We start from the raw sequence: 21531 nt of genomic DNA on the forward strand, positions 1-21531 counted from the left end.
ATTAACAGACCCTCAATTCGCCCCCGACAAGTTTAGCAATGTTGCTGGGGGATTTTGCCGTGGATCTGTTGGTTTTCGAGTTCCTGGGGCTGGCGCTGGTCGCCATGTGCGTGGTCGTGGTGGCACTGCCCTGCGCGCGCAAACCCTCCCGGCGGGTCCGCTACGAATAGGATTTTCGTCGGAAAATGCGATTCCGGTCCAAATGCAAGGCTCGAATTCGCTTCGAGCCCCTTGACATCACAGCGCTTTCGGCAGAACGGCTGATGGACTTGTCATGGGCCGTTCATGGATTTGATTACCACCACCGCTGACCTTGCGGCTGCCTGCAGCCGGCTGGCCAAGCACCCCGTCATTACCGTCGATACCGAGTTCCTGCGCGAGACCACCTATTACCCGCTGCTGTGCGTGGTGCAGATGGCCAGCGCCGAGGAAGCAATCGTCATCGACACCCTGGCCGAGGGCATCGACCTCAAGCCGTTCTTCGAGCTGATGGGCAACGAGGGCGTGTTGAAGGTGTTCCACGCCGCCCGCCAGGACATCGAGATCATCTGGCACCAGGCGGGTATCATCCCGCACCCGGTGTTCGATACCCAGGTCGCGGCCATGGTGCTCGGCTACGGCGACAGCATCGCCTACGACGCCCTGGTCGAGAAGGTCACCGGACACCGCCCGGACAAGACCCACCGCTTCACCGACTGGTCGCGCCGGCCGCTGACCAAGGAGCAGATGCACTACGCCGTGTCCGACGTCACGCATCTGCGCGACGTGTTCGCAGCGCTCGATGCCGACCTTAAAAAGCGCCGGCGCAGCGAATGGGTCTCGATCGAGATGGAAGTCCTGACCTCGCCCAAGACCTACGACTTCCATCCCGAGCGCGCCTGGGAACGGCTCAAGACGCGGGTGCGCAAGCCCAAGGACCTTGCGGTCCTAATGGAGGTCGCCGCCTGGCGCGAGCAGGAGGCGCAGAGCCGCGACGTGCCGCGAGGCCGCGTGCTGCGCGACGAGGCCGTCAGCGACATCGCGACCCATGCGCCGAACACGATCGAGAAGCTCGCAAACCTGCGCTCCGTGCCGAAGGGTTTTGAGAAATCCAAATGGGGCGCCGACATCGTCGCCGCTGTCGAGCGCGGGCTGGCGCGCGATCACGCCACGCTGCCGAAGCTGGAAAAGCCGCGCAACAATAACAATGGCGCCGCGATCGTCGAACTGTTGAAGGTGTTGCTGCGCATGACCGCGGAGCGCCATGCGGTCGCCAGCAAGGTGATTGCGACCGTCGACGATCTCGAGGAGATTGCGGCCGACGACGAGGCCGACGTGCCGGCGCTACGCGGCTGGCGCCGCGAGCTGTTCGGCGAGGCCGCCCTGAAACTGAAGCGCGGCGAGCTGGCGCTGGCGGTCGAGAAAGGCCGCGTGATCGGGGTTCAGCGAGCGGAATAGCCCCGATGCCTCCCGATGTCGTCCTGGCCTAGTGCGCAATTGCGCACTAGGCCAGGACGACACCGGGGGTGTGATAGAGCGCTACGCTCACGCGTGAAGCGCCGTCCCTACGCCGGCGTCAGCTTCGCCACTTCCGGCTTCATGTCGTCCAGCACACCTGAAATCGCCGCGACCAGCTCGTCGATCTGAGTCTTGGTGACGATCAGCGGCGGGCAGATGGCAATGGCATCGAGCATGTTGCGCGAGATAACGCCGCGCTCCTGCAGCATGCGGCTGGCCATGCCGCCGACGGCGCCCGGCGTTGCCGCTGCGGTCTTGCGCGCCTTGTCCAGCACCAGTTCGATCGCAGCGATCATGCCGACACCGCGGACCTCGCCCACCAGTGGATGGCTGGTGAGTTCACGCAGCTTGCCTTGCATGTAGCCACCGAGCTCGGCGGCGTGCGCAACCAGGCCCCGCTCCTCGATGATCTTCAAATTCTCGAGCGCAATCGCCGAGCCGACCGGATGGCCGCCCGCGGTGAAGCCGTGGCCGAGCACGCCGATCTTGTTGCTCTCGTCGGCGATCGGTTCGAACATGCGATCGTTCATCATGATGGCCGACAGCGGGAAATAGCTCGAGGTGATCTGCTTGGAGACCACGATGGCGTCGGGCTTGATGCCGTAGGTTTCGCAGCCGAACATCTTGCCGGTGCGGCCGAAGCCGCAGATGACCTCGTCGGCGACCAACAGGATGTCGTACTTGTTCAGCACCTTCTGGATCTTGTCCCAATAGGTCGCCGGCGGCACGATGACGCCGCCCGCGCCCATCACCGGCTCGCCGAAGAACGCAGCGATCGTGTCCGGGCCTTCCTTCTGGATCAGCGCATCGAGTTCCTCGGCCCGCCGCGTCGCGAACGCTTCCTCGCTCTCCCCGGGCGCGCCATCCTTGTAGAAATGCGGCGAGCCCGTGTGCAGGATGTTCGGGAGCGGCAAGTCGAAAGAGCGGTGGTTGTTCGGCAGCCCGGTGAGGCTGGCGGACGCGATGGTGACGCCGTGATAGGCGCGCATCCGGCTGATCACCTTCTTGCGCTGTGGCTGGCCGAGCGCATTGGAACGATAGGCAATCAACTTCAGAACAGTGTCGTTGGCCTCCGAGCCGGAATTGGTGAAGAACACCTTGCTCATCGTAACAGGCGCGAGCGCGACCAGCTTCTCGGCGAGATCGATCGAGGGCCCGTGCGATTTGGCGGAGAACGTGTGATAGAACGGCAGCGCCAGCATCTGCTTGTGCGCGGCGTCGACCAGCCGCTTCTCGTTGAAGCCGAGTCCGACGCTCCACAGGCCTGCCATCGCCTCGAAATAGCGCTTGCCTGACGCATCGAACACGTAAGGCCCCTCGCCGCGTTCGATCACCAGGGGACCGGCCTGCTGATGGGCGCGCGCGTTGGTGTAGGGATGGAGCTGGTAGGCCACATCCCGGGCCTCTTGCGAATTGGGCAGCATGGACATTTGCAGGAATCCTTGAAAGCGTCACGTCGCCGGCGCGGCCAGCGTCATCACTCGATGATCCAGCTCCTTGGCTATTGCCACCGCGCAAAACTTGCAACGTCAATTCGTCGGCAGGAAGCGCTCAGCTGCGTTGCACAAAGCCGCACATCGGGCAGCTGTCACGCCGCACCGTCGTCATTCCCATCGCTATCGGCGGCAGCGGCCTCCCGCACCTCCACCAGCGCCATCGAGAGCAGATACACCGTCGTTGGCAGACCAAGACGGCGTGCCGCCTCGGCGGCACGCGACAGGTCGCTTGCCAGCTCCTCGAGCTGATCTCCCCGTGACAATGTCCCACTCCATCCGTCGATCGCGGCCGCCTACACCGCAACGGCGCCGCTGGTTCTGATCAGTTCGGCGCTGGACTGGATTGTAGCAAAATTCCCGATCACATTCACTACCGCATGCTTGTAGGCGGCAGCATCGCCAGTCCCCGGCTGCCGGCAGGCCACCGCGTCGGCCACCACCTGGAAGCGATGACTGCGGTGAAACCCGTCAATAGCGGTGGCCAGGACGGTTTCGTCCAGGGAAAAGCCCGCGAGCACGCAACGGACATTGCGGATATTGGACATGTAGTCCACAAACCGCGCCGAACTGTAGGCCGACGGCAGCGGGTGCTCGAAGGTCATTTCTCCCGGCCGCGGCTTCGCCTTCGCGATCCAATCGGTCAGCTTGGATGCCGGATTGAACCAGGCCGCCTGCGCGATGCGCTTCAGATGCATCACCGGCCAGAGATTGTCGCGCCAGAACGTCAGCAGTTCCACGCAGCGCGCCGTTGCGGCATCGCCGTCGAGGATGACGTGGCGACGTCCGGGGGTCAGATATTCGACCTGGAGATCCGCGCAGACCAGGATCGGCGGATCGTCTGTGATGGAAACCAGCATGGTTTTGCGCGCAGCTGCACCAGTTTCAACGGCCAGCGAGCGCGACGTCCCGCAGCGGCGACGTCACAGCCCGTCCTGCCGAGGCGTCGAGCACGCCCGGCCGGTCCCAATCGCCCTCGGGGCGGATGATCACGTAAGGATCGCTGTCCAGCGTAATGGCATCCGGACCCGGTTCGATCTCCAGCAGCATTTCTGTGTAGGAGAAGTCGGAAAATGTGATCTTGCGATTGTGACCAAGCGGCTTGGCGCCGAAATGGGCCCAGAAATCGACCAGCCGGTCCTGCGCCTGGCCGTAGATCTTGCGAAAGCCCTTGCGCTTCACATAGTCGACGCTCGCTTGTACCAGCTTGAACGAGACGCGCGACCGCCGGTATTGGTGCCGCACCGCAAGCCGTTCCACCTTGGCGAAATCGCCGAAGAACCGCACCCGCAGACAGCCCGCAGGCTCGTTGCCGACATAGCCGATGAAATGCGCGGCAACCATGTCGTTGCCGTCGAACTCTTCATCGAACGGGCAATCCTGCTCGGCGAGATAGACGGCTGAGCGGATCGAGGTGACCAGCATGAGATCGGTGAGATCGCGCGCGAGGCGAATGGTGATGGCGCGGGAATCGGGCTTGGCGAGAGGAATCCTAGTACCGTGCATCTGCAAAACTCCTTGCTTGGATGATCGCGCTCGGCATGCGCATCGGCTGCCGATGCCAGGGCCGCTCGTAGCACCAGAGGTCGGGTTGGAAGCTTGGAACAGGCTCGAAGCCTGTCGCTTTCATGATGTCGCGGCCGGCCACGGTTGACGGCTGCGCATAGCAATCCGCGTTGCGAAACCTTAGCTGTCTAAGATGAGCCGCGGCCTTGCCGAGACCGGCGACGCCGCGCCCCGTCGCCGCGATCGCCCAGATGTAGATAGCGGAAACGTCTTCCTTCGCGGACGCGAGATAGCGCGTCTCCGGCGCGGTGAGGCAGATCTCGTCGAGCAGCAACGCATCATGCCCGCGATCGTTGAGAAACAGGAAGGCCATGCCGCCGACAAGGTTGCCCTTCCGGCTGAAAGTCAGGATGCTCTCGGGATCGAAGGCGAAATATTTTGCAAGCTCAGTCGCCCCGATCCGAACGCCCGGCACCAGCCGGTGCGCCAACTGCGAAAGCGCGGCGATTTCGGAAAATTTGGCGCGACGGACGTCGACATCCGGACTGAGCGGCAGCGCGTCGAAATCATGCCTTGCGGCAAACGAGCCCCTTTCCATACTCATGTCGCCCCTCTATCGTTCGCGGCTTTCGTGCCCCGCTATGGCGATGAGCTTAGCGGCTGGGGATCAGGCGTATGCAGCAGTTATTGCACCGGGGTGCTGCGGTGATGCAGCACCGTGAAGAAACCCTGGACATGTCCTGGGACGATTTGAAACTGTTTTTAGCTTGCGCAAAATATAAAAGCTTCCGCAACGCCGCCGAGGAGCTCGGGCTCACCTCCACCACCCTGATGCGCAGGATCGACCGGCTCGAAGAGAGCATCGACTGCAAGCTGTTCCTGCGCGACCAGAGCGGGCTCACGCTCAGCGACGAAGGCAGCGCGATGATCGCCGACGTCGCGCACATGGAGCGTCATGCCTTCAATGTGTTCCGGCGTGCTTCGCGATCGTCGAACGATATGTCAGGCACCGTGCGCGTCGCGGTGACGGAAGGCCCCGGAAATTTCTGGATTCTGCCGCGACTGATCGATTTCCAGAAAACCTATCGCAAGATCACCGTCGACCTGCGCTGCGCGATGGAACAGGCCGACGTCGCGCGGCTCGAATCCGATATCGCGATCCAGCTCGAGCCGCCGACCAATCCCGATCTGATCGTCGCCAAGCTCGGCCGCCTGCACATCTATCCCTTCGTCTCCAAGGAGTACGAAAACCTCTACGGCGTGCCCGCGACCCTGGCCGAGCTGAAGAACCACCGCATCATCAAGCAGAGCGCTCCGCAGGTCGACGACGGCGCCTACGCCCGCGTGCTCGGACTGAAGTCGCTCGAGGGCATCGTCGGGATCAAGACCAACTCCTCGGTCGGCGTGCTCTATGCGGTGGAGCGCGGCGCCGGCATCGGATTCCTGCCGACGGTTTCGATCGCGCTCGGCGCCCCGCTGGTTGCCGTCGATCTCGGCGTCAGCCACCACGCCGATCTCTGGCTCACCTATCATAAGGAGTTCCGCGCCTCCGAGCGCCACAAGATCGTGGTCGATTGGCTGAAGAAAATCTTCGATCCCAAGATCCATCCCTGTTTCCGCGACGAGTTCATCCACCCGAACGCGCTGGCGCCGATGATGACGGCCGCGCGCGCGGCCTTTGGATTGACGGGTTATGTCGCGGCAATGCCGACTTAAAGCTCGAGCATGATGCTTTCGTAAAACCGCTTCGCAGTTTTCCGGATCCTCCTCTGGCCGACGCGGGCAGGCTTCGCTTCACCACCGATATTCGAAGCCGACCGTGCCCTGGTGCGACGTCAGCTCGTTGCGGAACTTGCCGTCGTAGTTGACGTAGAGCCGCGCCGTGTTGGTCAGGCTGAGCGAGGCCGAGGCGCCTGCATCCGTACCGTAGCGGCTCTCGCCGATGCCGGGCACGACGATGCTCTGGGTCCCGAGGCTGACCTGCACCGATCCCAGGTTCTGATAGAAATTGTCGACGAACTTGCCGTAGGCGGACAGGTCCAGGATCTTCTGGTCGAAGATGAAGTAGCGCCCGATCTCGGCTCCGATCATGACGCGCGCGCGCGAGAGCGCCGTCGAGCCGACATTGAGTGGATCGAGGCCGCCAACCTCCTGGAACGCGACGCTGGTGGCGCGGACATATTCCAGTGCGCCCTTGGGCACGATGCGCATCTGGTCCTTGGTCCAGTAATAGCTGATCTCGGTCAGCGCGCCGTCGATTGCGGCGCGATAACCCGCGGTCGCAAGTCCCAGGCCAGTATCCCGGCTGGAGCGGACCTTGCCAAAGCCGTGCACCACCGCGAAGGCCCAGGTCCAGGGGCCCTTGTCGACCGAGCCGCTGAAGCCGAGTTGCGTCAGATCCAGCGTGGCGGACTGAAGTGCGAGCGGCACGTCGATATCGGTGTGGCTCTGGTCGACGGAGAAGCCGAGATTGACACCCGGCGCGAGCCGCGCGCCAAAGCCTGCGACACCGCCAAACGTCTTGCGCTTGTCGCCGACAAAGTCTCCTTGCGCATCCGTCCGGACCGAGATGCCATAACCCTCGAACCAGGTGCGGTAGCGCGGGTCTTCCGTGCTCGCCGACGCGCCGCCGCCGCCGGGATTGGTCCGAAACGCCCGGTTGACGCCGCCAGATGCCTGGTTTCCGAGCCGCTCCAGGAAATTCGAGCCGAGATTGAGCGAGCTGTTGCCGGCCGACTGGTCGTAATTGGTCGCGGTCGGCATCGGAATTGGCATCGGAATCGGCGTCGGTGACGGCGTGGGTGTCGGGGTCGGCGTGGGCGTGGGACTCTGCGCAAAGCCTGATGTCGTCGACAGTACCATGATGAGAGCAAACGCCACGGCAGCCGCGATCCAGCGGACGCGGTTCAGCCTGATCGCCTGCCGTGTCTCTGAGGGCTGCGAAATGCAGCACATGGCGACAAGTCCTGAAGCAAAGGGCGGCGCGCAAAAAAGCAACAGGAGCGGCGCACGCGTGCCGCGATTTGTTCCGAACTGTTACTGAGGGTCAACCGGCTGGCGCGTCCCGGCAAAGGCATTGCTTCCGATTGTGGTTCCGCGGCCACAGGTCGCAAATTGCGGACGGGCACTCGGGTCGAAGTCTTGAAATTCGCGCGCGGCTTGCTAACGGGCGATTTTCATGTTGCAATATCGGACACAATCGGAATTGGCCGCTCGACTGTGCGTTTCGCGACATTGAGACTCAAGACTCGAACAGACTACCGGAAGCCCGTTTGTGGCGTGGCACGCGAAAAGCGGCCGCGTCGTTTTTGTATCTAGCGGAGGAGACTGAGGATGCCGCAAAAGGGCACCGTCAAATGGTTCAACCCGACCAAGGGCTATGGGTTCATCAAGCCGAACGGCAGTGACAAGGACGTCTTCGTCCACATCTCCGCCGTCGAGCGCGCCGGACTCTCGACCCTCAATGAAAATCAGGTGGTTGAATACGATCTCGTGGAGAACCGCGGCAAGGCATCCGCGGAGAACCTCAAGGTTTCCTGATTTCTCTCGCGGTCTGCGCAAGAGATCATGACGTTGCCCCCGGCTCTGCCGGGGGTTTTTGTTTGGAATGAGAAGTATTCCGAGTGCGACGGCGCTTCACCGCACCAACGGCGAAACCAGAAAATTCTCCGACGGCCCGCTGCCCGCGGTCTTGCACACATCGCCCTCGATCTGGACCTTGCCGGTCGCGAGCAGGCTCAGTGCTGCGGGATAGATGCGGTGCTCGACTTCAAGGATACGCTCCGACAGCGTGTCCGCCGTGTCGTGGTCGCTGACGGGAACCGCGCCCTGCATCACGATTGGGCCGGCGTCGGTCTCGGGGATCACGAAGTGCACCGTCGCGCCGGACAGCTTGACGCCGGCGCGCAAGGCCTGGCCGTGCGGGTCGAGACCGGGGAAGGACGGCAGCAGCGAGGGATGAATGTTGAGCATCCGCCCGTACCACGCCTTGGTGAATTCGGCCGTGAACAGGCGCATGAAGCCGCCGAGGCAAATCAGCTCGATGCCGTGCTGATCGAGTGCTGCTTGCAGCACCTTCTCGAAGCCGGCGCGGTCCTTGCCGAACGGCTTGCTTTCGATCACCAGCGTCTTCACGCCGCTCGCTTTGGCCCTTTCCAGCCCCAGCGCATCGGCCTTGTTCGAGATGACGAGCGAAATCTCCGCCGGAAAATCCGGCGCGGCCGCGCCCTTGATCAGCGCAGCCATGTTGGAGCCACGGCCGGAAATCAGGATGGCGACGCGGCGTTTCATTACAGCGCCGGTCATTACAGCGCCAGGTCGAGATGGCCGTTATAGACGACGCGGTGCTCGCCCTCGGCCAGGATCACGCTACCGAGCTGTGCCACGGTCTCACCGGCGTCAGTGAAGATCTCCACGACCTCTTCGACCTTGTCCGGCTCGACAATCGCGATCATGCCGATCCCACAATTGAAGGTCCGCAGCATTTCGAGCTCGGCGATGCCGGCCTGCGCGGCCAGCCATTTGAACACCGGCAGCACTGGCAGGCGCGCCAGATCGATACCGACGCCGAGATGCTTCGGCAGCACGCGCGGAATGTTGTCGGTAAAGCCGCCGCCGGTGATGTGGGCAAGCCCCTTCACCGCGCCGCTCTCGCGGATCGCGCGCAGGCAGGATTTGACGTAGAGACGCGTCGGCGTCAGCAACGCGCCGCCCAGCGTCATGACGGGCGCAAACGGCGCCTGCGCCCCGAAGCCGAGGCCGGATTGTTCCACGATCTTGCGCACCAGCGAGAAACCGTTGGAGTGCACGCCCGACGAAGCGAGCCCGATCACGGCATCGCCGGCGGCGATGTCCTTGCGCGGCAAGAGCGTGCCCCGCTCCGCGGCGCCGACGGCAAAGCCGCCGAGGTCGTAGTCGCCGTCTTTGTAGAGGCCGGGCATCTCGGCCGTCTCGCCACCGATCAGGGCGCAGCCGGATTCGCGGCAGCCTTCGGCGACACCGGCGACGATCGACGCGGTCGCCTCCGGATCGAGCTTCCCGCAGGCAAAATAGTCGAGGAAGAACAGCGGCTCGGCGCCCTGCACCACGAGGTCGTTGACACTCATGGCGACGAGGTCGATGCCGATCCCGCCATGCAGGCCGGTCTCGATCGCGATCTTGACCTTGGTGCCGACGCCATCGGTCGCGGCCACCAGGATGGGATCCTTGAAACCGGCCGCCTTGAGATCGAACAGGCCGCCGAATCCGCCGATTTCGGCGTCGGCGCCGGGCCGTGCGGTGGCGCGCACCATCGGCTTGATCAGGTCGACCAAGCGGTTGCCCGCATCGATATCGACGCCTGAATCGGCGTAAGTGAGGCCGTTTTTGCGGTCGGTCATGCCCGATTTCCAGTGGGTTTGCGGCTGGTTACGTCGAATTCCGGGGACGCGCAATGGCTCGCATGGCGCGCCGCCGTATACTATGTAGAGATATCAACCGGTTCAGCCTCCAAAGGGCCGAATTCGAGGTCAGGCCGGGTGCCGGGAAGCGCCGTGTGAGTATACCGAACATCATTACTTTGGGCCGCATCATGCTGGTCCCGATCATCGTCTGGGCCATCGTGTCGAGCCAAATGGAGGTGGCGTTCGCCGTATTCCTGATCGCCGGTATCAGCGACGCGGTCGACGGCTTCCTTGCCAAGCGCTTCAACATGACGAGCGAGCTCGGCGCCTTGCTCGACCCGCTCGCCGACAAGGCGCTGCTGGTCTCGATCTACATGGCGCTCGGCATCTGGGGCGCGATTCCGCGCTGGATCGTCATCCTGGTGGTCTCGCGCGACATCATGATCGTCGCCGCCGTGATCATATCGTGGCTGTTCGACCGACCTGTGGAGATGAAGCCCTCAAAGGTATCCAAGCTCAACACTGTGGCCCAAGTGGCGTTCGCGGCGCTGGTGCTGGCCGCCCTCGCCTTCGGCTTCAAACCCGGTCCTTATGATATAATCCTGATGGGCCTCGTCACGGTCTTCACGCTCTCCTCCGTGTCGCTCTATCTTGTCGAATGGTTGCGGCACATGAGCACGATCGAGGCCAAGTGAGTTGGGAGCGGCCCCGTAAAAGGCCAACTCCCGCTCGATTAGGTCGCATCTCGTCAAACGAAGCCGGCACGCCGGCACGGAGCAAAGCAAGCGTGCCAAGCCGCGTTCATCCCCGACAGTTGGCGTTTTCGCTTCCGCATGCGGAGAGCCTGAGCCGGGACAATTTCCTCGAAGGCCCCGTCAACGCCGCCGGTCTTGCCCTCATCGACGCCTGGCCGGAATGGCCGAACCGAATCATGTGGCTGGCCGGCCCGGAAGGAAGCGGCAAGAGCCATCTCGCCGCGATCTGGGCCGAGGCTTCAGGCGCCCGCTCGACCACGGCCAATGGGCTGACCGCCGAGGCCGTCCCGGCTGCGCTCGCCACCGGCGCGCTGGTGGTCGAGGATCCCAAAGCCAGGGAATTCGACGAGCGCGCCCTGTTCCATCTGATGAATCTGGCCCGCGAGGACGGCGCCTACGTCCTCTTCACCGGACGCGAGGTGCCCGCGTCTCTCGAGATCGAGCTCGCCGACCTGCGCTCGCGGCTCCGCGCCGTCCCCGTTGTCTCGCTGCTGCCGCCCGACGACCAGCTCTTCCGCGGCCTGATCGTCAAGTTCTGCGCCGACCGCCAGCTCGCGGTGGACGAGAGCGTGGTCAGCTACCTCGCCACTCGCCTGGAGCGGTCCTCGGCCGCCGCCCGACGGGCTGTGGACCTGCTGGACAGCGAGGCCTTGCGCCTCGGCCGCCCCGTCACCCGGGCCTTGGCGGCCGAGCTGCTCCGGGATGTCTGACCAAGGCGGGTTGACGCGGCCGGGCGGCGGAACATCAATGTCATCGAAACGTCATCGCTCTAACACATGCTCCCGCGGGTTTTGCGCGTAAGTCGCAAATTGGGGCGAACTGGATGGACCGACTTCTGATGGATTCTGCGCAAGCTGTTGAAGTTAAAGAAAAAGCCCCGGAAGCCGAAGGCCCGCCGGCGATCGCATCGAGCCCCGAGCGGTTCATCAATCGCGAGCTTTCCTGGCTGCACTTCAACCGCCGCGTCCTGGAGGAATCGGTCAATCCCAGCCACCCCATGCTGGAGAGGGTGCGATTCCTGTCGATTTCAGCGAATAACCTCGACGAGTTCTTCATGGTCCGCGTCGCCGGCATCAAGGCCCAGGTGCGCGAGGGTATTGCTGAGCGCAGCCCCGACGGTCTGACCCCGTCCGAGCAGCTCGCGCTCATCAACCGGACCGTCTCGCAGCTTGCCTCCGACCAGCAGGCAATCTGGCGCGACCTGCGCGGCACGCTCGCCGACGAGGGTATCGTGCTGGTCGAGGGCAAGGAGGTCACCAAGGCGGAACGAACCTGGGTCGAGGACTACTTCCTCAGCAACGTGTTCCCGCTGCTGACGCCGCTCGCGATCGACCCGGCCCACCCCTTCCCGTTCATTCCGAGCCTCGGCTTCACCATCGCGCTCCAGCTCACGCGCGCCGCCGACGGCAAGCAGATGAACGCGCTGATCCGCATGCCCGGCAAGATCGACCGCTTCATCCGTCTGCCGGCTGACGGCAAGGTCGTCCGGCTGATCTCGCTGGAGCAGGCCACCGCGCTGTTCATCAACCGCCTGTTCCCCGGCTACAATCTTCACGGCCAGGGCGCCTTCCGCGTCCTCCGCGACTCCGAACTCGAAATCGAGGAAGAGGCCGAGGATCTCGTCCGCCTGTTCGAGACCGCGCTGAAGCGCCGCCGCCGCGGTTCGGTGATCCGACTCGAGATCGACGCCAAGATGCCGGAGCAGCTGCGCAGTTTCGTGCAGCACGCGCTGTCGACCGCCGACGACGAGGTGTTCCTGGTCGATGGCGTGCTCGCCATGAACGAGCTCTCGCAGCTCACCCGCCTTGACCGGCCCGATCTCGAATTCACCCCTTACGTGCCGCGCCATCCCGAGCGCGTGCGCGAGCAAGGCGGCGACATCTTCGCTGCGATCCGGCAGAAGGACCTCGTCGTCCATCACCCCTACGAATCCTTCGACGTCGTGGTGCAGTTTCTCCAGCAGGCGACGCGCGACCCCGACGTCGTCGCCATCAAGCAGACGCTCTACCGCACCTCCAGCAACTCGCCGATCGTGCGCGCGCTCGTGGAAGCCGCCGAAGCCGGCAAATCCGTCACCGCGCTGATCGAGCTGAAGGCCCGCTTCGACGAGGAGGCCAACATCCGCTGGGCGCGCGACCTCGAACGCGCCGGCGTGCAGGTCGTCTACGGCTTCCTCGAACTGAAGACCCACGCGAAACTCTCGATGGTGGTGCGGCGCGAGGGCGGCAGCCTCACGACCTACGTCCACACCGGCACCGGCAATTACCACCCGGTGACCGCGCGCATCTACACCGACCTCTCCTACTTCACCTCGGAGCCGACCATCGGCCGCGACGCCGCGCGCGTGTTCAACTTCATCACCGGCTACGCTGCGCCGAGCGATCTGGAAAAGATGGCGGTGTCTCCGCTGACCTTGCGCAAGCGCATCATCGAGCACATCCAGGGCGAGACCGCGCATGCGCGGCACGGCCGGCCTGCTGCGATCTGGATGAAAATGAACGCGCTGGTCGACCCCGACATCATCGACGCGCTCTACGAGGCCTCACAGGCCGGCGTGCAGGTCGAACTCGTGGTGCGCGGTATCTGCTGCCTGCGTCCCGGCATTCCCGGCTTGTCGGAGAACATCCGCGTCAAGTCGATCATCGGACGATTCCTCGAACACGGCCGAATTTACTGCTTCGGCATGGGCCAGGGCCTGCCGAGCGCGAAAGCGGCTGTGTATATCTCCTCAGCCGACATGATGCCGCGCAACCTCGACCGCCGCGTCGAGGTGCTGTGTCCGCTGCAGAATCCCACGGTGCATCAGCAGGTTCTCGAACAGATCATGGTCGCGAATCTCAAGGACAATGAACAGAGCTGGCAATTGTTGCCGGACGGGTCCTCAACGCGTATGAAGACCGCGAAGGGCGAGGAGCCTTTCAACGTCCACAACTACTTCATGACAAATCCGAGTCTGTCTGGCCGTGGTAAGTCGCTCAAGGAATCCTCGCCGCGCCGCCTCACGCGCCGTAATGAACGTCATCAATCCTGATCCGGGATCGTCGACGTGAAGCGGCCGCGCAAGCGCGGCTCGAGCGTCGCGGTCATCGACATCGGCTCCAACTCGGTCCGTCTCGTCGTCTACGAGGGACTGACGCGGAGCCTCATTCCCATCTTCAACGAGAAGACGCTGTGCGGCCTCGGGCGCGAAGTGCAGAGCACGGGACTGCTTGCGCCCGACGCCGTCGACAAGGCGCTGACCTCGCTCAAGCGCTTCCATGCGCTGTGCCGGGTCATGCAGGTCGGGCGGGTGTTTGCGATTGCGACCGCCGCCTGCCGTGATGCCTCCAACGGCGCCGACTTCATCGCGAAAGCCGAGCGCATCTGCGCGGTGAAGATCGAGATCCTGTCGGGCCCGCGCGAGGCGCGGCTGTCGGCGCTTGGCGTGATCTCCGGCATCCATCATCCTGACGGCATCGTCGGCGACCTCGGCGGCGGCTCGCTCGAACTGATCGACGTGCGCAAAAACACCGTGCGCAGCGGCGTGACGCTGCCGCTCGGCGGCCTCGCGCTGCAGGACCTCGCGCATAAATCCCTGAAACGCGCCGACCGCATCGTGCGCGAAGCGCTCGATGGGGTGCCGCAGCTCAAGGCGGGGAGCAGCCGCAGCTTCTACGCGGTCGGCGGCACCTGGCGCGCGCTTGCGCGCATCCACATCATCCAGAGCGGCTATCCGCTGCAGGTGATGCACGGCTATTCGATTTCGGCGGCCGAGGCGCTCGATTTCTCGCGTCGTCTCCGCCGGCTTGCGGCCGCCGGCATGCTCGCCGACATCGAGATCGTCGCCGATGCCCGGCGTCCGCTCCTCACCTATGCGGCGCTGGTGCTCGAGCACATCATCCGGGTGGCGAAGCCGAAGACCATCGTGTTCTCGACCTTCGGCGTGCGCGAGGGCCTGCTGCACGAGAAGCTGCCGGAGTCCCAGCGCAACAAGGACGGACTGATCTGCGCGGCCGAGGAGCTGAACCAGCTGCTGTCGCGTTCGGCAAAGCACGCCCGCGAGCTGATCGCCTGGACCGACCGCCTCGCGCGCGTGGTGAAGCTGCGCGAGACCGAAGAAGACCGCCGCCTGCGCCACGCCGCGTGCCTGCTGTCCGACATCGGGTGGCGCGTGCATCCCGACCATCGCGGCGAGCAGACGCTGAGCCTCGTCGTCAACGGTAATTTCGGCGCGATCACCCACACCGAGCGCGCCTTCGTCGGGTTGTCCGTGTTCTATCGCTATGCGGGCCTCAGCGAGGAGAACCAGCCGCCGGTCGCCATGCAGGAGCTGCTGACGCCGGCGCAGCTCGAACGCGCCCGCCTGCTGGGCGCGGCCTTCCGCGTCGCACATCTGATCTCGGCGGCGCGTCCGGGCGTCTTGCCCGCGACGCATTTCCGCAGCATGGGCCGCAAGCTGTTGCTGGTGTTCGAGCACCGCCTCGGCGATCTCGTCGCGGATCGAGTCGGCAGCCGCTTCCGCGCGCTCGCCCGCCTGATCAACCGCGCCGGCTCGATCGTCCGACGCTAGCGCTTTTCCCAAGAGATCATGCTCAAAAGATAGATCTACTCCGCCGAGGCCTTGACGTGGCGTTCGGAGGACTCGAGCGCGGCCGCGCTCATGCTGCGGCGGCGCCAGATGGAGCCGACGACCAGCACGACAACGACGCCGAGAGCTGCGCAGAGATAGTCGCCGCCTCCGCCGCCATGGGCGAATTGCGGCGGGATGCGCAAGGCGCCGAGCATGTTGTCGAGCGAAGCGCCGAACGGACCGTCGAACAGCGCATGCAGCCTCGGCGCGATGCCGGGATCGGTCGCGATCACTTCGCCCGCGATCCAGCCGAGCAGCGCCGCGCCGGCCCACACCAGAACCGGCAGCTTTGCGAGCAGCGCCATGATCAGCGCCGCGCCGGCGACGATCAAGGGCACGCTGATGGCAAGACCGAGCACCAGCAAGGGCACGCTGCCATTGGCGGCCGCGGCCACCGCAATGACGTTGTCCAGGCTCATGACGATGTCGGCAACGACGACGATCTGCACGGCCTGCCACAGATGCGACGCCGACTCGACGCCGTCCTCGTCCTCTTGCTCCGGCACCAGCAGCTTGGCCGCAATCACGATCAGCGCGAGGCCGCCCACCAGCTTGAGGTACGGCAACTCCATCAGGCTCGCGACGATGCCCGTGAAGATGATCCGCAGCAGCACCGCGGCGCCCGCACCGAGGATCATGCCCCACAGCCGATGCCGCGGCTTGAGGCCGCGACAGGCAAGCGCGATCACCAGCGCATTGTCGCCGGACAAGAGGATGTTGATCCAGATGATCTTGCCGACCGCGACCCAAAAGGTCGGTTCGGCCATCTCAACGCGGAACTGGGTGAAGAATGCCCCGATCGTAGCGGGATCGAAGATCTGCCAGAGCCAGTTCACACTACGTCCTTTCGCCGCGTCTCGTTACCTTATCGGCTGACGGATCAGCCGACGATCTCGTTGCCCGAGAAGAACTGCGCGATCTCGATCGCGGCGGTCTCCGGCGCATCCGAGCCGTGCGCGGAGTTCTCGCCGATCGACTTTGCGTAGAGCTTGCGGATGGTGCCGTCAGCCGCCTTGGACGGATCGGTCGCGCCCATCACGTCGCGATACTTGGCGACGGCACCCTCGCCTTCCAGCACCTGGACGACCACGGGGCCCGACGTCATGAACTCCACGAGCTCACCGAAGAAGGGGCGCGCCTTGTGGACCGCATAGAAGGTCTCGGCCTGTTCCTTGGTCATGCGGATACGCTTCTGCGCGACGATGCGCAGGCCCGCCTTCTCGATCACGGCGTTAACCGCACCGGTGAGATTGCGCGCGGTGGCGTCGGGCTTGATGATCGAGAAGGTGCGTTCGATGGCCATGATGTTGTCCTTGAAGAGAAACAGTGGTTCGGAGTTGCCGGGCTTATATCGGCGCCTTCGCGATACGGCAAGCGACCGCCCAAACGGGCTCGCGGGGGCTTCGCCGCAGGCCGAGGGCGAGTGTTCACCTGAACCGATACTTGTAGATGGCGGCGATCTGGGCGTCCGAAGGTCGGCGTCGGGCTTAGGGCCGCTTTCGACCCCATGACGTTGAGTGCTGACCTCTCGTGTCTCGATTCGCGGACGAAACGGGAATCAGGTGTTCACCCCTTCGTGCGAACGCTCCATGGCACGCTTGTAGGCGTCGCGGCCGGTGGTGCGGGCGAAATAGGCCTGTTCGGCGTCGCCGAGGGTGATCCCGCAGTTCCGTTGGCCCAGGTTCAGGGCGTAGGTCACCGAGATGTCGGCTGCTGTGAAAGCCTCGCCGGCAAGGTAGGACGAGTCGGCAAGCCGTTGGCTGACAAGCTTTAGCCGCTTCTGGAACGACTGCAGGCACCAGGTCGCGCCCCAGTTCTCCCGTTCGGCGTCGGGCGCGATGAAGCGGCTGACGACGACGGGCATCATCAGGGTCGCGAGACCGGCTTCGCCCAGATGCAGAAATTGCTGGTAGGCGGGGAACGTGGGATCCTGCGGCGCGGGCGCCAGCGGCGTCGGCCCGTAGCGGGCCATCAGGTACTCCATGATCGCGATCGACTCGACCATGACGACGTCGCCGTCCTGGATCGCGGGGATGTAGTCAGCGGGGTTGACCGCCAGGAACTCGGGGTCCTGCTTGGCGGCCAGCATGTCCACCTGCCGCACGCGGTAGGGAAGGCCCATCTCCTCCAGCACCCATACGACCCGGATCGATCGCGAGGTCTGTCCGCCCCAAACGGTGATCACGCGAAGGCCCCTTCCTGGTGTGACTGAGGATCGACCATGGCAGACTCTATATGACCGTAGCACTCAAGGCAGACGCGAAGCTTAGCTTCAGCGTGGTCTCCTTCCCATCCATTGCGGACGCGTGGTGGGTCCCCCTTTCAGGGTTGGAAGTCCAACGTGGATTACAATGATTTCACCCAGATGAACCCATTCTGAAGGCCACGTCAGGGTTTGGTTCAGCCTCGCTCGGATAACCTCGGGTCCATCGAAACCAAAGCCTCTTTCAGAGGCAGACCGTTTCGGCGGCCTTTCCATCGACGCGATAGCCCCGCGCCAACAGATTTGAGGAGATCACCATGTTGAGGAAACTTTCCCTCGCCGCCGTCGCCGCGGTTGCGCTTGGTGCCGCGCTGGCGCCGACCTCCGCCTCCGCGCACTGGCATGGTGGCGGCGGCGGCTGGCACGGCGGCGGTGGCTGGCACAACGGCCACGGCTGGGGTGGACCGCGCTTCTATGCTCCCGTCTCCTACGGCTATGGCGGCTGCTATGTGCGCCGGCTGGTCCCGACCCCCTGGGGACCCCGCTGGCGGATGATCAACCGCTGCTTCTGAGCCCGACAGCACCTTTCCAAAGATACCTGAGCCCCCAAGGTACCTTCCAGGCGAAGCCCCGGCGTCCCCCGGCGCCGGGGCTTTGTATTCGGAGAGGATATTGCGCGGCTTCACACAATTTTTGCTAGAATGCCGCGCAATCGCCGCGAGTGGCGAAACCATTTGGGGGCCAAGGACTTGGTACTGTGTCGCTTCTTTGAGAACACGGAACTCTGCGATGGTTAGCCTTTTCGCCGACGATAGCGAGCAAATCGACCGGCGCACCAGCCGCTCGATCCGCGATGCGGTGGGCGAACGGCTCCAGCAGAGCCTGCGGCCCGAAGCCAGGCTGCCGACGCACCTCGAGCAACTCCTCAATGAGCTGAAGCAGCGCGAGCGCGATTCGCACTGAGTTGACAAGCACCGGCTTGCAAACACAGAAAAACGGGTTGCGTTTGATCGCGGGTGCGGTGACAAGGCCGCATGCTCTCCATCACCGACCTCTCCATCCGCCTCGCCGGACGCCTTCTGATTGACCAGAGTTCCGTGCAGATCACGCCCGGATCCCGCGTGGGCATGGTCGGTCGCAACGGCACCGGCAAATCGACCCTGTTCAAGGTGATCCGCGGCGAGCTCGCCGCCGAGCACGGCACGGTGAGCCTGCCGCCCCGCTGGCGCGTCGGCAGCCTGGCGCAGGAAGCGCCGAACGGCCCCGAGAGCCTGATCTCGGTCGTGCTCAAGGCCGACCTGGAACGCGACGCACTGCTCACCGAGGCCGAGAGCGCGACCGACCCGCACCAGATCGCCGAGATCCAGACCCGGCTGGTCGACATCGACGCGCATTCGGCGCCGAGCCGCGCCGCAGCCATCCTTTCCGGTCTCGGCTTCTCCGCCGCCGACCAGCTCCGCCCCTGCGCCGAATTCTCCGGCGGCTGGCGCATGCGCGTTGCGCTCGCCGCAACGCTGTTTGCGGCTCCCGACCTGTTGCTGCTCGACGAGCCCACCAACTATCTCGACCTCGAAGGCACGCTGTGGCTCGAGGATCACCTCGCGCATTATCCGCGCACCGTTATCGTGATCAGCCATGATCGCGATCTGCTGGAAAGCTCGGTCGACCAGATCCTGCATCTGGATCGCAGCAAGCTCACCCTTTACAAGGGCACCTACTCCTCCTTCGAGGAGCAGCGCGCCATGCGCGAGATGCTCGATGCCAAAGCGGTCAAGCGCCAGGAAGCCGAACGCGCCCGCCTGCAAGCCTTCGTCGACCGTTTCAAGGCCAAGGCCTCGAAAGCCCGCCAGGCGCAGTCCCGTGTGAAAATGCTGGAGCGGCTGAAGCCGATCACGGCGCTGGTCACCCAGGACGTACGCGAGATCAGCTTTCCCGCGCCCGAGAAAATCCTGTCGCCGCCGATCATCGCCGCCGACAACGTCGTGGTCGGCTACGATCCGACCACGCCCGTGCTGAACCGCGTCACCTTGCGCGTCGATAATGACGACCGCATCGCGCTGCTCGGCTCAAATGGCAACGGCAAGTCGACTCTCGTGAAGCTGCTCGCCGGCCGCCTCGCGCCGTTCTCGGGCAAGGTGACCCGCGCCGACAAGCTCTCGATTGCCTATTTCGCCCAGCACCAGCTCGACGAATTGAACGAGGATGCCTCGACCTACGACCACGTCCGCAAGCTGATGGGCGAGGCGCCGGAAGCCAAAGTACGCGCCCGCGCTGGTGCGATCGGCTTTTCCGGCAAGGCGGCCGATACCAAGGTCGGAAAATTGTCGGGCGGCGAGAAGGCGCGGCTCCTGCTGGGACTGGCGACCTTCTTCGGCCCCAACATGATCATCCTGGACGAGCCGACCAACCATCTCGACATCGACAGCCGCGCCGCGCTTGCGGAAGCCATCAACGAATTCCCCGGCGCCGTCATCATGGTTTCGCATGATCGCTATCTGATCGAGTCCTGCGCCGATCAACTCTGGATCGTCGCCGACCGCACCGTGACTAATTACGACGGAGACCTCGACGAATATCGCCGCCTGGTGCTGTCCGCGCGCAATGGCGAGCCCGCCCCGCGAGAGCGCAACGCGCCGAGCGAGAAGCCGCAGCGTCCGAGATCGGACAATCGCGGCTCGCTGAAGAAACGTATCGCGGAAGCTGAGACCGAGATCGCCCGCGTCAGCGCGATCATCAGCAAGATCGACACTGCGCTGGCCCTGCCCGACATCTTCACCCGCGACCCCAAGCAAGCCGCGCAACTGTCGAAGGCACGTGCCAATGCGGCCGACGCGCTGGCGCGCGCCGAGGAGCAGTGGCTAGAGGCGAGCACGCAGTTCGACGAGGCGGCGGGCTGACGCCTCCGCGACCGGCCCGACATCAAAATCGCAAAAACAACCCCATGCACAGTACCGGTATTTTGCTACCCGGTGATTGGCTATTGAATGGTTCTTTACCGTGGTGACTTAGCCCGCTCACGCAGCGATGTCGGGACGAATTGAGCAGGAATGGCTCAGTCCGCGAATTGGCCGGCTGCCTTGATCATCGGAGCCCATCGGTCGACTTCGCTCGCTAGCATCGCGGCCAGCGCCTCCGGCGTCGCCTTCTCCTGCGGGACCGGCTCGGTATTGATGTCGTTGAACCGGGCGATCAGCGTGGAATCCCTAAGGGCGGACTGGAGCGCCGCGGTCAGCTTCTGAACGACCGCCGGCGGTGTGCCCTTGGGGGCATAGATGCCGTGCCAGACGCCAAGTTCGAACCCTTTGAGACCGGCCTCGTCGGCCGTCGGCAGATCGGGCAGGCTCTTCAGCCGCTCCTTGGTGGTGATCGCATAGGCCTTGACCTGCTTCGACATGATCGGGCCGGTGGTATTCGTCGCCTGGTCGCAGGTAAGATCGATCTGCCGGCCGAGAAGGTCGTTCATGATGGGGCCGTTGCCCTTGTAGGGCACCGCGGTGAGCTGCTTCTGGATCGCTGTCATGAACAGCATGCCGCAGAGATGCGACGCCGCGCCGAGTCCGGCATTGGCATAGGTCAACTTGTCGCCCTGCTGTTGGGCGTAGGCGACCAATTCCTTCAGCGTGTCGGCCGGAAAATCCGGACGCGCGATGATGGTCATCGGCGCATTGGTCACAAGCCCGATCGGCGCAAAGGCCGTCTTCGTGTCATAGCTGAGGTTGCGGTACAGTGTGGCGGCCGTCGAGAGGCCGACATGATGGATCAGCAGCGTGTATCCGTCGGGCTGGGCTCGCGATGCGCGGGTCGTGGCGATGGTACCACCGGCGCCAGGCGCGTTCTCGACGACGATCTGTTGGCCAAGCGATTTCGCCATGCCGGCCGCGGTCAGGCGAGCAATCGTGTCCGTAGGTCCGCCGGCGGCGAACGGCACCAGCATGGTGACGGGCCTGATCGGATAGTCCTGGGCGAGCGCCGCGCCAAACGGCAGGACCAGAGCCGATACGAGGGCAATGAGCCGCATGCTTTCCTCCAAATTTTTTGCTTGCTCCTATGTACGCATTCCGGGCTGCGGGGCCACACCAAAATGACT

Annotated in this window: 22 protein-coding genes; 10 read left to right on the forward strand and 12 right to left on the reverse strand. The window is 64.2% G+C overall.

Annotated elements, in window-relative coordinates; all coding sequences use genetic code 11:
• Positions 1 to 285: 285 nt before the first annotated feature.
• Entirely contained in the window at positions 286 to 1437 is a 1152-nt protein-coding gene (gene rnd, locus IVB54_RS22070) for a ribonuclease D (protein WP_018456286.1), read from the forward strand.
• A 107-nt stretch (positions 1438 to 1544) separates the two neighbouring features.
• Here the strand turns inward: rnd and IVB54_RS22075 are convergent, their stop codons facing one another.
• The 5 genes from IVB54_RS22075 to IVB54_RS22095 all read right to left on the reverse strand — a co-directional run bounded on the left by IVB54_RS22075 (position 1545) and on the right by IVB54_RS22095 (position 5100).
• The gene (locus IVB54_RS22075) at positions 1545 to 2927 is read right to left on the reverse strand and encodes an aspartate aminotransferase family protein (protein WP_018456285.1); all 1383 of its coding nucleotides are present in this window, start codon (positions 2925 to 2927) and stop codon (positions 1545 to 1547) included.
• 158 nt (positions 2928 to 3085) lie between these two features.
• Positions 3086 to 3256 (reverse strand): hypothetical protein, encoded by a 171-nt coding sequence (locus IVB54_RS22080; RefSeq protein WP_007609402.1) that lies wholly within the window; start codon positions 3254 to 3256, stop codon positions 3086 to 3088.
• A 30-nt stretch (positions 3257 to 3286) separates the two neighbouring features.
• Positions 3287 to 3850 (reverse strand): isochorismatase family protein, encoded by a 564-nt coding sequence (locus IVB54_RS22085; protein WP_018456284.1) that lies wholly within the window; start codon positions 3848 to 3850, stop codon positions 3287 to 3289.
• A gap of 25 nt (positions 3851 to 3875) precedes the next feature.
• On the reverse strand, positions 3876 to 4496 hold the full coding sequence (locus tag IVB54_RS22090; RefSeq protein WP_018456283.1) for a GNAT family N-acetyltransferase: 621 nt from the start codon (positions 4494 to 4496) through the stop codon (positions 3876 to 3878).
• Positions 4483 to 5100: a hypothetical protein gene (locus IVB54_RS22095; protein ID WP_026233132.1), complete on the reverse strand. Its 618-nt coding sequence runs from the start codon at positions 5098 to 5100 to the stop codon at positions 4483 to 4485. The genes IVB54_RS22090 and IVB54_RS22095 overlap by 14 nt, the downstream gene beginning before the upstream one ends.
• A gap of 71 nt (positions 5101 to 5171) precedes the next feature.
• Between IVB54_RS22095 and IVB54_RS22100 the strand changes: the two genes are divergently transcribed.
• The gene (locus IVB54_RS22100; RefSeq protein ID WP_018456281.1) at positions 5172 to 6212 is read left to right on the forward strand and encodes a LysR family transcriptional regulator; all 1041 of its coding nucleotides are present in this window, start codon (positions 5172 to 5174) and stop codon (positions 6210 to 6212) included.
• 78 nt (positions 6213 to 6290) lie between these two features.
• Here the strand turns inward: IVB54_RS22100 and IVB54_RS22105 are convergent, their stop codons facing one another.
• The gene (locus tag IVB54_RS22105) at positions 6291 to 7451 is read right to left on the reverse strand and encodes an autotransporter outer membrane beta-barrel domain-containing protein (RefSeq protein WP_026233131.1); all 1161 of its coding nucleotides are present in this window, start codon (positions 7449 to 7451) and stop codon (positions 6291 to 6293) included.
• A 378-nt stretch (positions 7452 to 7829) separates the two neighbouring features.
• On the opposite strand from IVB54_RS22105, the gene IVB54_RS22110 reads away from it, so the two are divergent.
• The gene (locus IVB54_RS22110; protein WP_007591938.1) at positions 7830 to 8036 is read left to right on the forward strand and encodes a cold-shock protein; all 207 of its coding nucleotides are present in this window, start codon (positions 7830 to 7832) and stop codon (positions 8034 to 8036) included.
• A gap of 96 nt (positions 8037 to 8132) precedes the next feature.
• Here IVB54_RS22110 and purN read toward each other — a convergent pair whose 3' ends face one another.
• Together purN and purM are read right to left on the reverse strand one after the other, a co-directional pair.
• Positions 8133 to 8786, reverse strand: a complete 654-nt coding sequence (gene purN / locus IVB54_RS22115) for a phosphoribosylglycinamide formyltransferase (RefSeq protein WP_204511004.1) — start codon at positions 8784 to 8786, stop codon at positions 8133 to 8135.
• Positions 8787 to 8800: 14 nt separating this feature from the next.
• Positions 8801 to 9874 carry a phosphoribosylformylglycinamidine cyclo-ligase gene (gene purM / locus IVB54_RS22120; protein WP_247776443.1) on the reverse strand — a complete coding sequence of 358 codons (1074 nt, stop codon included), beginning with the start codon at positions 9872 to 9874 and terminating at the stop codon, positions 8801 to 8803.
• A gap of 155 nt (positions 9875 to 10029) precedes the next feature.
• Here purM and IVB54_RS22125 point away from each other — a divergent pair, with 155 nt between their 5' ends.
• The 4 genes from IVB54_RS22125 to ppx all read left to right on the forward strand — a co-directional run bounded on the left by IVB54_RS22125 (position 10030) and on the right by ppx (position 15181).
• Positions 10030 to 10572 (forward strand): CDP-alcohol phosphatidyltransferase family protein, encoded by a 543-nt coding sequence (locus IVB54_RS22125; RefSeq protein ID WP_026233129.1) that lies wholly within the window; start codon positions 10030 to 10032, stop codon positions 10570 to 10572.
• 92 nt (positions 10573 to 10664) lie between these two features.
• A complete protein-coding gene (locus IVB54_RS22130; RefSeq protein ID WP_026233128.1) occupies positions 10665 to 11342 on the forward strand; it encodes a DnaA/Hda family protein in 678 nt (225 codons plus the stop codon).
• Between the two features lie 128 nt (positions 11343 to 11470).
• On the forward strand, positions 11471 to 13663 hold the full coding sequence (locus IVB54_RS22135; protein ID WP_026233127.1) for an RNA degradosome polyphosphate kinase: 2193 nt from the start codon (positions 11471 to 11473) through the stop codon (positions 13661 to 13663).
• Positions 13664 to 13678: 15 nt separating this feature from the next.
• Positions 13679 to 15181, forward strand: coding sequence for an exopolyphosphatase (gene ppx, locus IVB54_RS22140; protein WP_247776444.1), 1503 nt, complete (start codon positions 13679 to 13681; stop codon positions 15179 to 15181).
• Between the two features lie 35 nt (positions 15182 to 15216).
• Here the strand turns inward: ppx and IVB54_RS22145 are convergent, their stop codons facing one another.
• From IVB54_RS22145 to IVB54_RS22155, 3 genes are all read right to left on the reverse strand, one after another.
• Positions 15217 to 16077, reverse strand: coding sequence for a TerC family protein (locus IVB54_RS22145; RefSeq protein ID WP_018456272.1), 861 nt, complete (start codon positions 16075 to 16077; stop codon positions 15217 to 15219).
• 44 nt (positions 16078 to 16121) lie between these two features.
• A complete protein-coding gene (gene ndk, locus IVB54_RS22150; RefSeq protein WP_018456271.1) occupies positions 16122 to 16544 on the reverse strand; it encodes a nucleoside-diphosphate kinase in 423 nt (140 codons plus the stop codon).
• Between the two features lie 255 nt (positions 16545 to 16799).
• On the reverse strand, positions 16800 to 17426 hold the full coding sequence (locus IVB54_RS22155; RefSeq protein WP_018459082.1) for a glutathione S-transferase family protein: 627 nt from the start codon (positions 17424 to 17426) through the stop codon (positions 16800 to 16802).
• A 335-nt stretch (positions 17427 to 17761) separates the two neighbouring features.
• Here IVB54_RS22155 and IVB54_RS22160 point away from each other — a divergent pair, with 335 nt between their 5' ends.
• The 3 genes from IVB54_RS22160 to IVB54_RS22170 all read left to right on the forward strand — a co-directional run bounded on the left by IVB54_RS22160 (position 17762) and on the right by IVB54_RS22170 (position 20341).
• Complete coding sequence (locus IVB54_RS22160; RefSeq protein ID WP_018459083.1) at positions 17762 to 18016, forward strand: hypothetical protein; 255 nt, start codon at positions 17762 to 17764, stop codon at positions 18014 to 18016.
• A 217-nt stretch (positions 18017 to 18233) separates the two neighbouring features.
• Positions 18234 to 18407 carry a hypothetical protein gene (locus tag IVB54_RS22165; RefSeq protein ID WP_007609361.1) on the forward strand — a complete coding sequence of 58 codons (174 nt, stop codon included), beginning with the start codon at positions 18234 to 18236 and terminating at the stop codon, positions 18405 to 18407.
• Positions 18408 to 18478: 71 nt separating this feature from the next.
• Entirely contained in the window at positions 18479 to 20341 is a 1863-nt protein-coding gene (locus tag IVB54_RS22170; RefSeq protein ID WP_018459084.1) for an ABC-F family ATP-binding cassette domain-containing protein, read from the forward strand.
• A 155-nt stretch (positions 20342 to 20496) separates the two neighbouring features.
• Here IVB54_RS22170 and IVB54_RS22175 read toward each other — a convergent pair whose 3' ends face one another.
• On the reverse strand, positions 20497 to 21462 hold the full coding sequence (locus tag IVB54_RS22175) for a tripartite tricarboxylate transporter substrate-binding protein (protein WP_018459085.1): 966 nt from the start codon (positions 21460 to 21462) through the stop codon (positions 20497 to 20499).
• Positions 21463 to 21531 lie beyond the last annotated feature (69 nt).

The organism is Bradyrhizobium sp. CW1 (assembly GCF_023100665.1).
GTDB lineage: Bacteria > Pseudomonadota > Alphaproteobacteria > Rhizobiales > Xanthobacteraceae > Bradyrhizobium > Bradyrhizobium canariense_D.

What these genes read in the sequence shown, in the direction of transcription:
- IVB54_RS22095 (WP_026233132.1), bottom strand. Translation starts at nt 5,100, where the DNA reads ATGAGTATGGAAAGGGGCTCGTTTGCCGCAAGGCATGATTTCGACGCG.
- purM (WP_247776443.1), bottom strand. Translation starts at nt 9,874, where the DNA reads ATGACCGACCGCAAAAACGGCCTCACTTACGCCGATTCAGGCGTCGAT.
- IVB54_RS22100 (WP_018456281.1), top strand. Translation starts at nt 5,172, where the DNA reads ATGCAGCAGTTATTGCACCGGGGTGCTGCGGTGATGCAGCACCGTGAA.
- rnd (WP_018456286.1), top strand. Translation starts at nt 286, where the DNA reads ATGGATTTGATTACCACCACCGCTGACCTTGCGGCTGCCTGCAGCCGG.
- IVB54_RS22135 (WP_026233127.1), top strand. Translation starts at nt 11,471, where the DNA reads ATGGATTCTGCGCAAGCTGTTGAAGTTAAAGAAAAAGCCCCGGAAGCC.
- ndk (WP_018456271.1), bottom strand. Translation starts at nt 16,544, where the DNA reads ATGGCCATCGAACGCACCTTCTCGATCATCAAGCCCGACGCCACCGCG.
- IVB54_RS22160 (WP_018459083.1), top strand. Translation starts at nt 17,762, where the DNA reads ATGTTGAGGAAACTTTCCCTCGCCGCCGTCGCCGCGGTTGCGCTTGGT.
- IVB54_RS22090 (WP_018456283.1), bottom strand. Translation starts at nt 4,496, where the DNA reads ATGCACGGTACTAGGATTCCTCTCGCCAAGCCCGATTCCCGCGCCATC.
- IVB54_RS22085 (WP_018456284.1), bottom strand. Translation starts at nt 3,850, where the DNA reads ATGCTGGTTTCCATCACAGACGATCCGCCGATCCTGGTCTGCGCGGAT.
- IVB54_RS22105 (WP_026233131.1), bottom strand. Translation starts at nt 7,451, where the DNA reads ATGTGCTGCATTTCGCAGCCCTCAGAGACACGGCAGGCGATCAGGCTG.
- IVB54_RS22165 (WP_007609361.1), top strand. Translation starts at nt 18,234, where the DNA reads ATGGTTAGCCTTTTCGCCGACGATAGCGAGCAAATCGACCGGCGCACC.
- IVB54_RS22170 (WP_018459084.1), top strand. Translation starts at nt 18,479, where the DNA reads ATGCTCTCCATCACCGACCTCTCCATCCGCCTCGCCGGACGCCTTCTG.
- IVB54_RS22175 (WP_018459085.1), bottom strand. Translation starts at nt 21,462, where the DNA reads ATGCGGCTCATTGCCCTCGTATCGGCTCTGGTCCTGCCGTTTGGCGCG.
- IVB54_RS22075 (WP_018456285.1), bottom strand. Translation starts at nt 2,927, where the DNA reads ATGTCCATGCTGCCCAATTCGCAAGAGGCCCGGGATGTGGCCTACCAG.
- IVB54_RS22110 (WP_007591938.1), top strand. Translation starts at nt 7,830, where the DNA reads ATGCCGCAAAAGGGCACCGTCAAATGGTTCAACCCGACCAAGGGCTAT.
- purN (WP_204511004.1), bottom strand. Translation starts at nt 8,786, where the DNA reads ATGAAACGCCGCGTCGCCATCCTGATTTCCGGCCGTGGCTCCAACATG.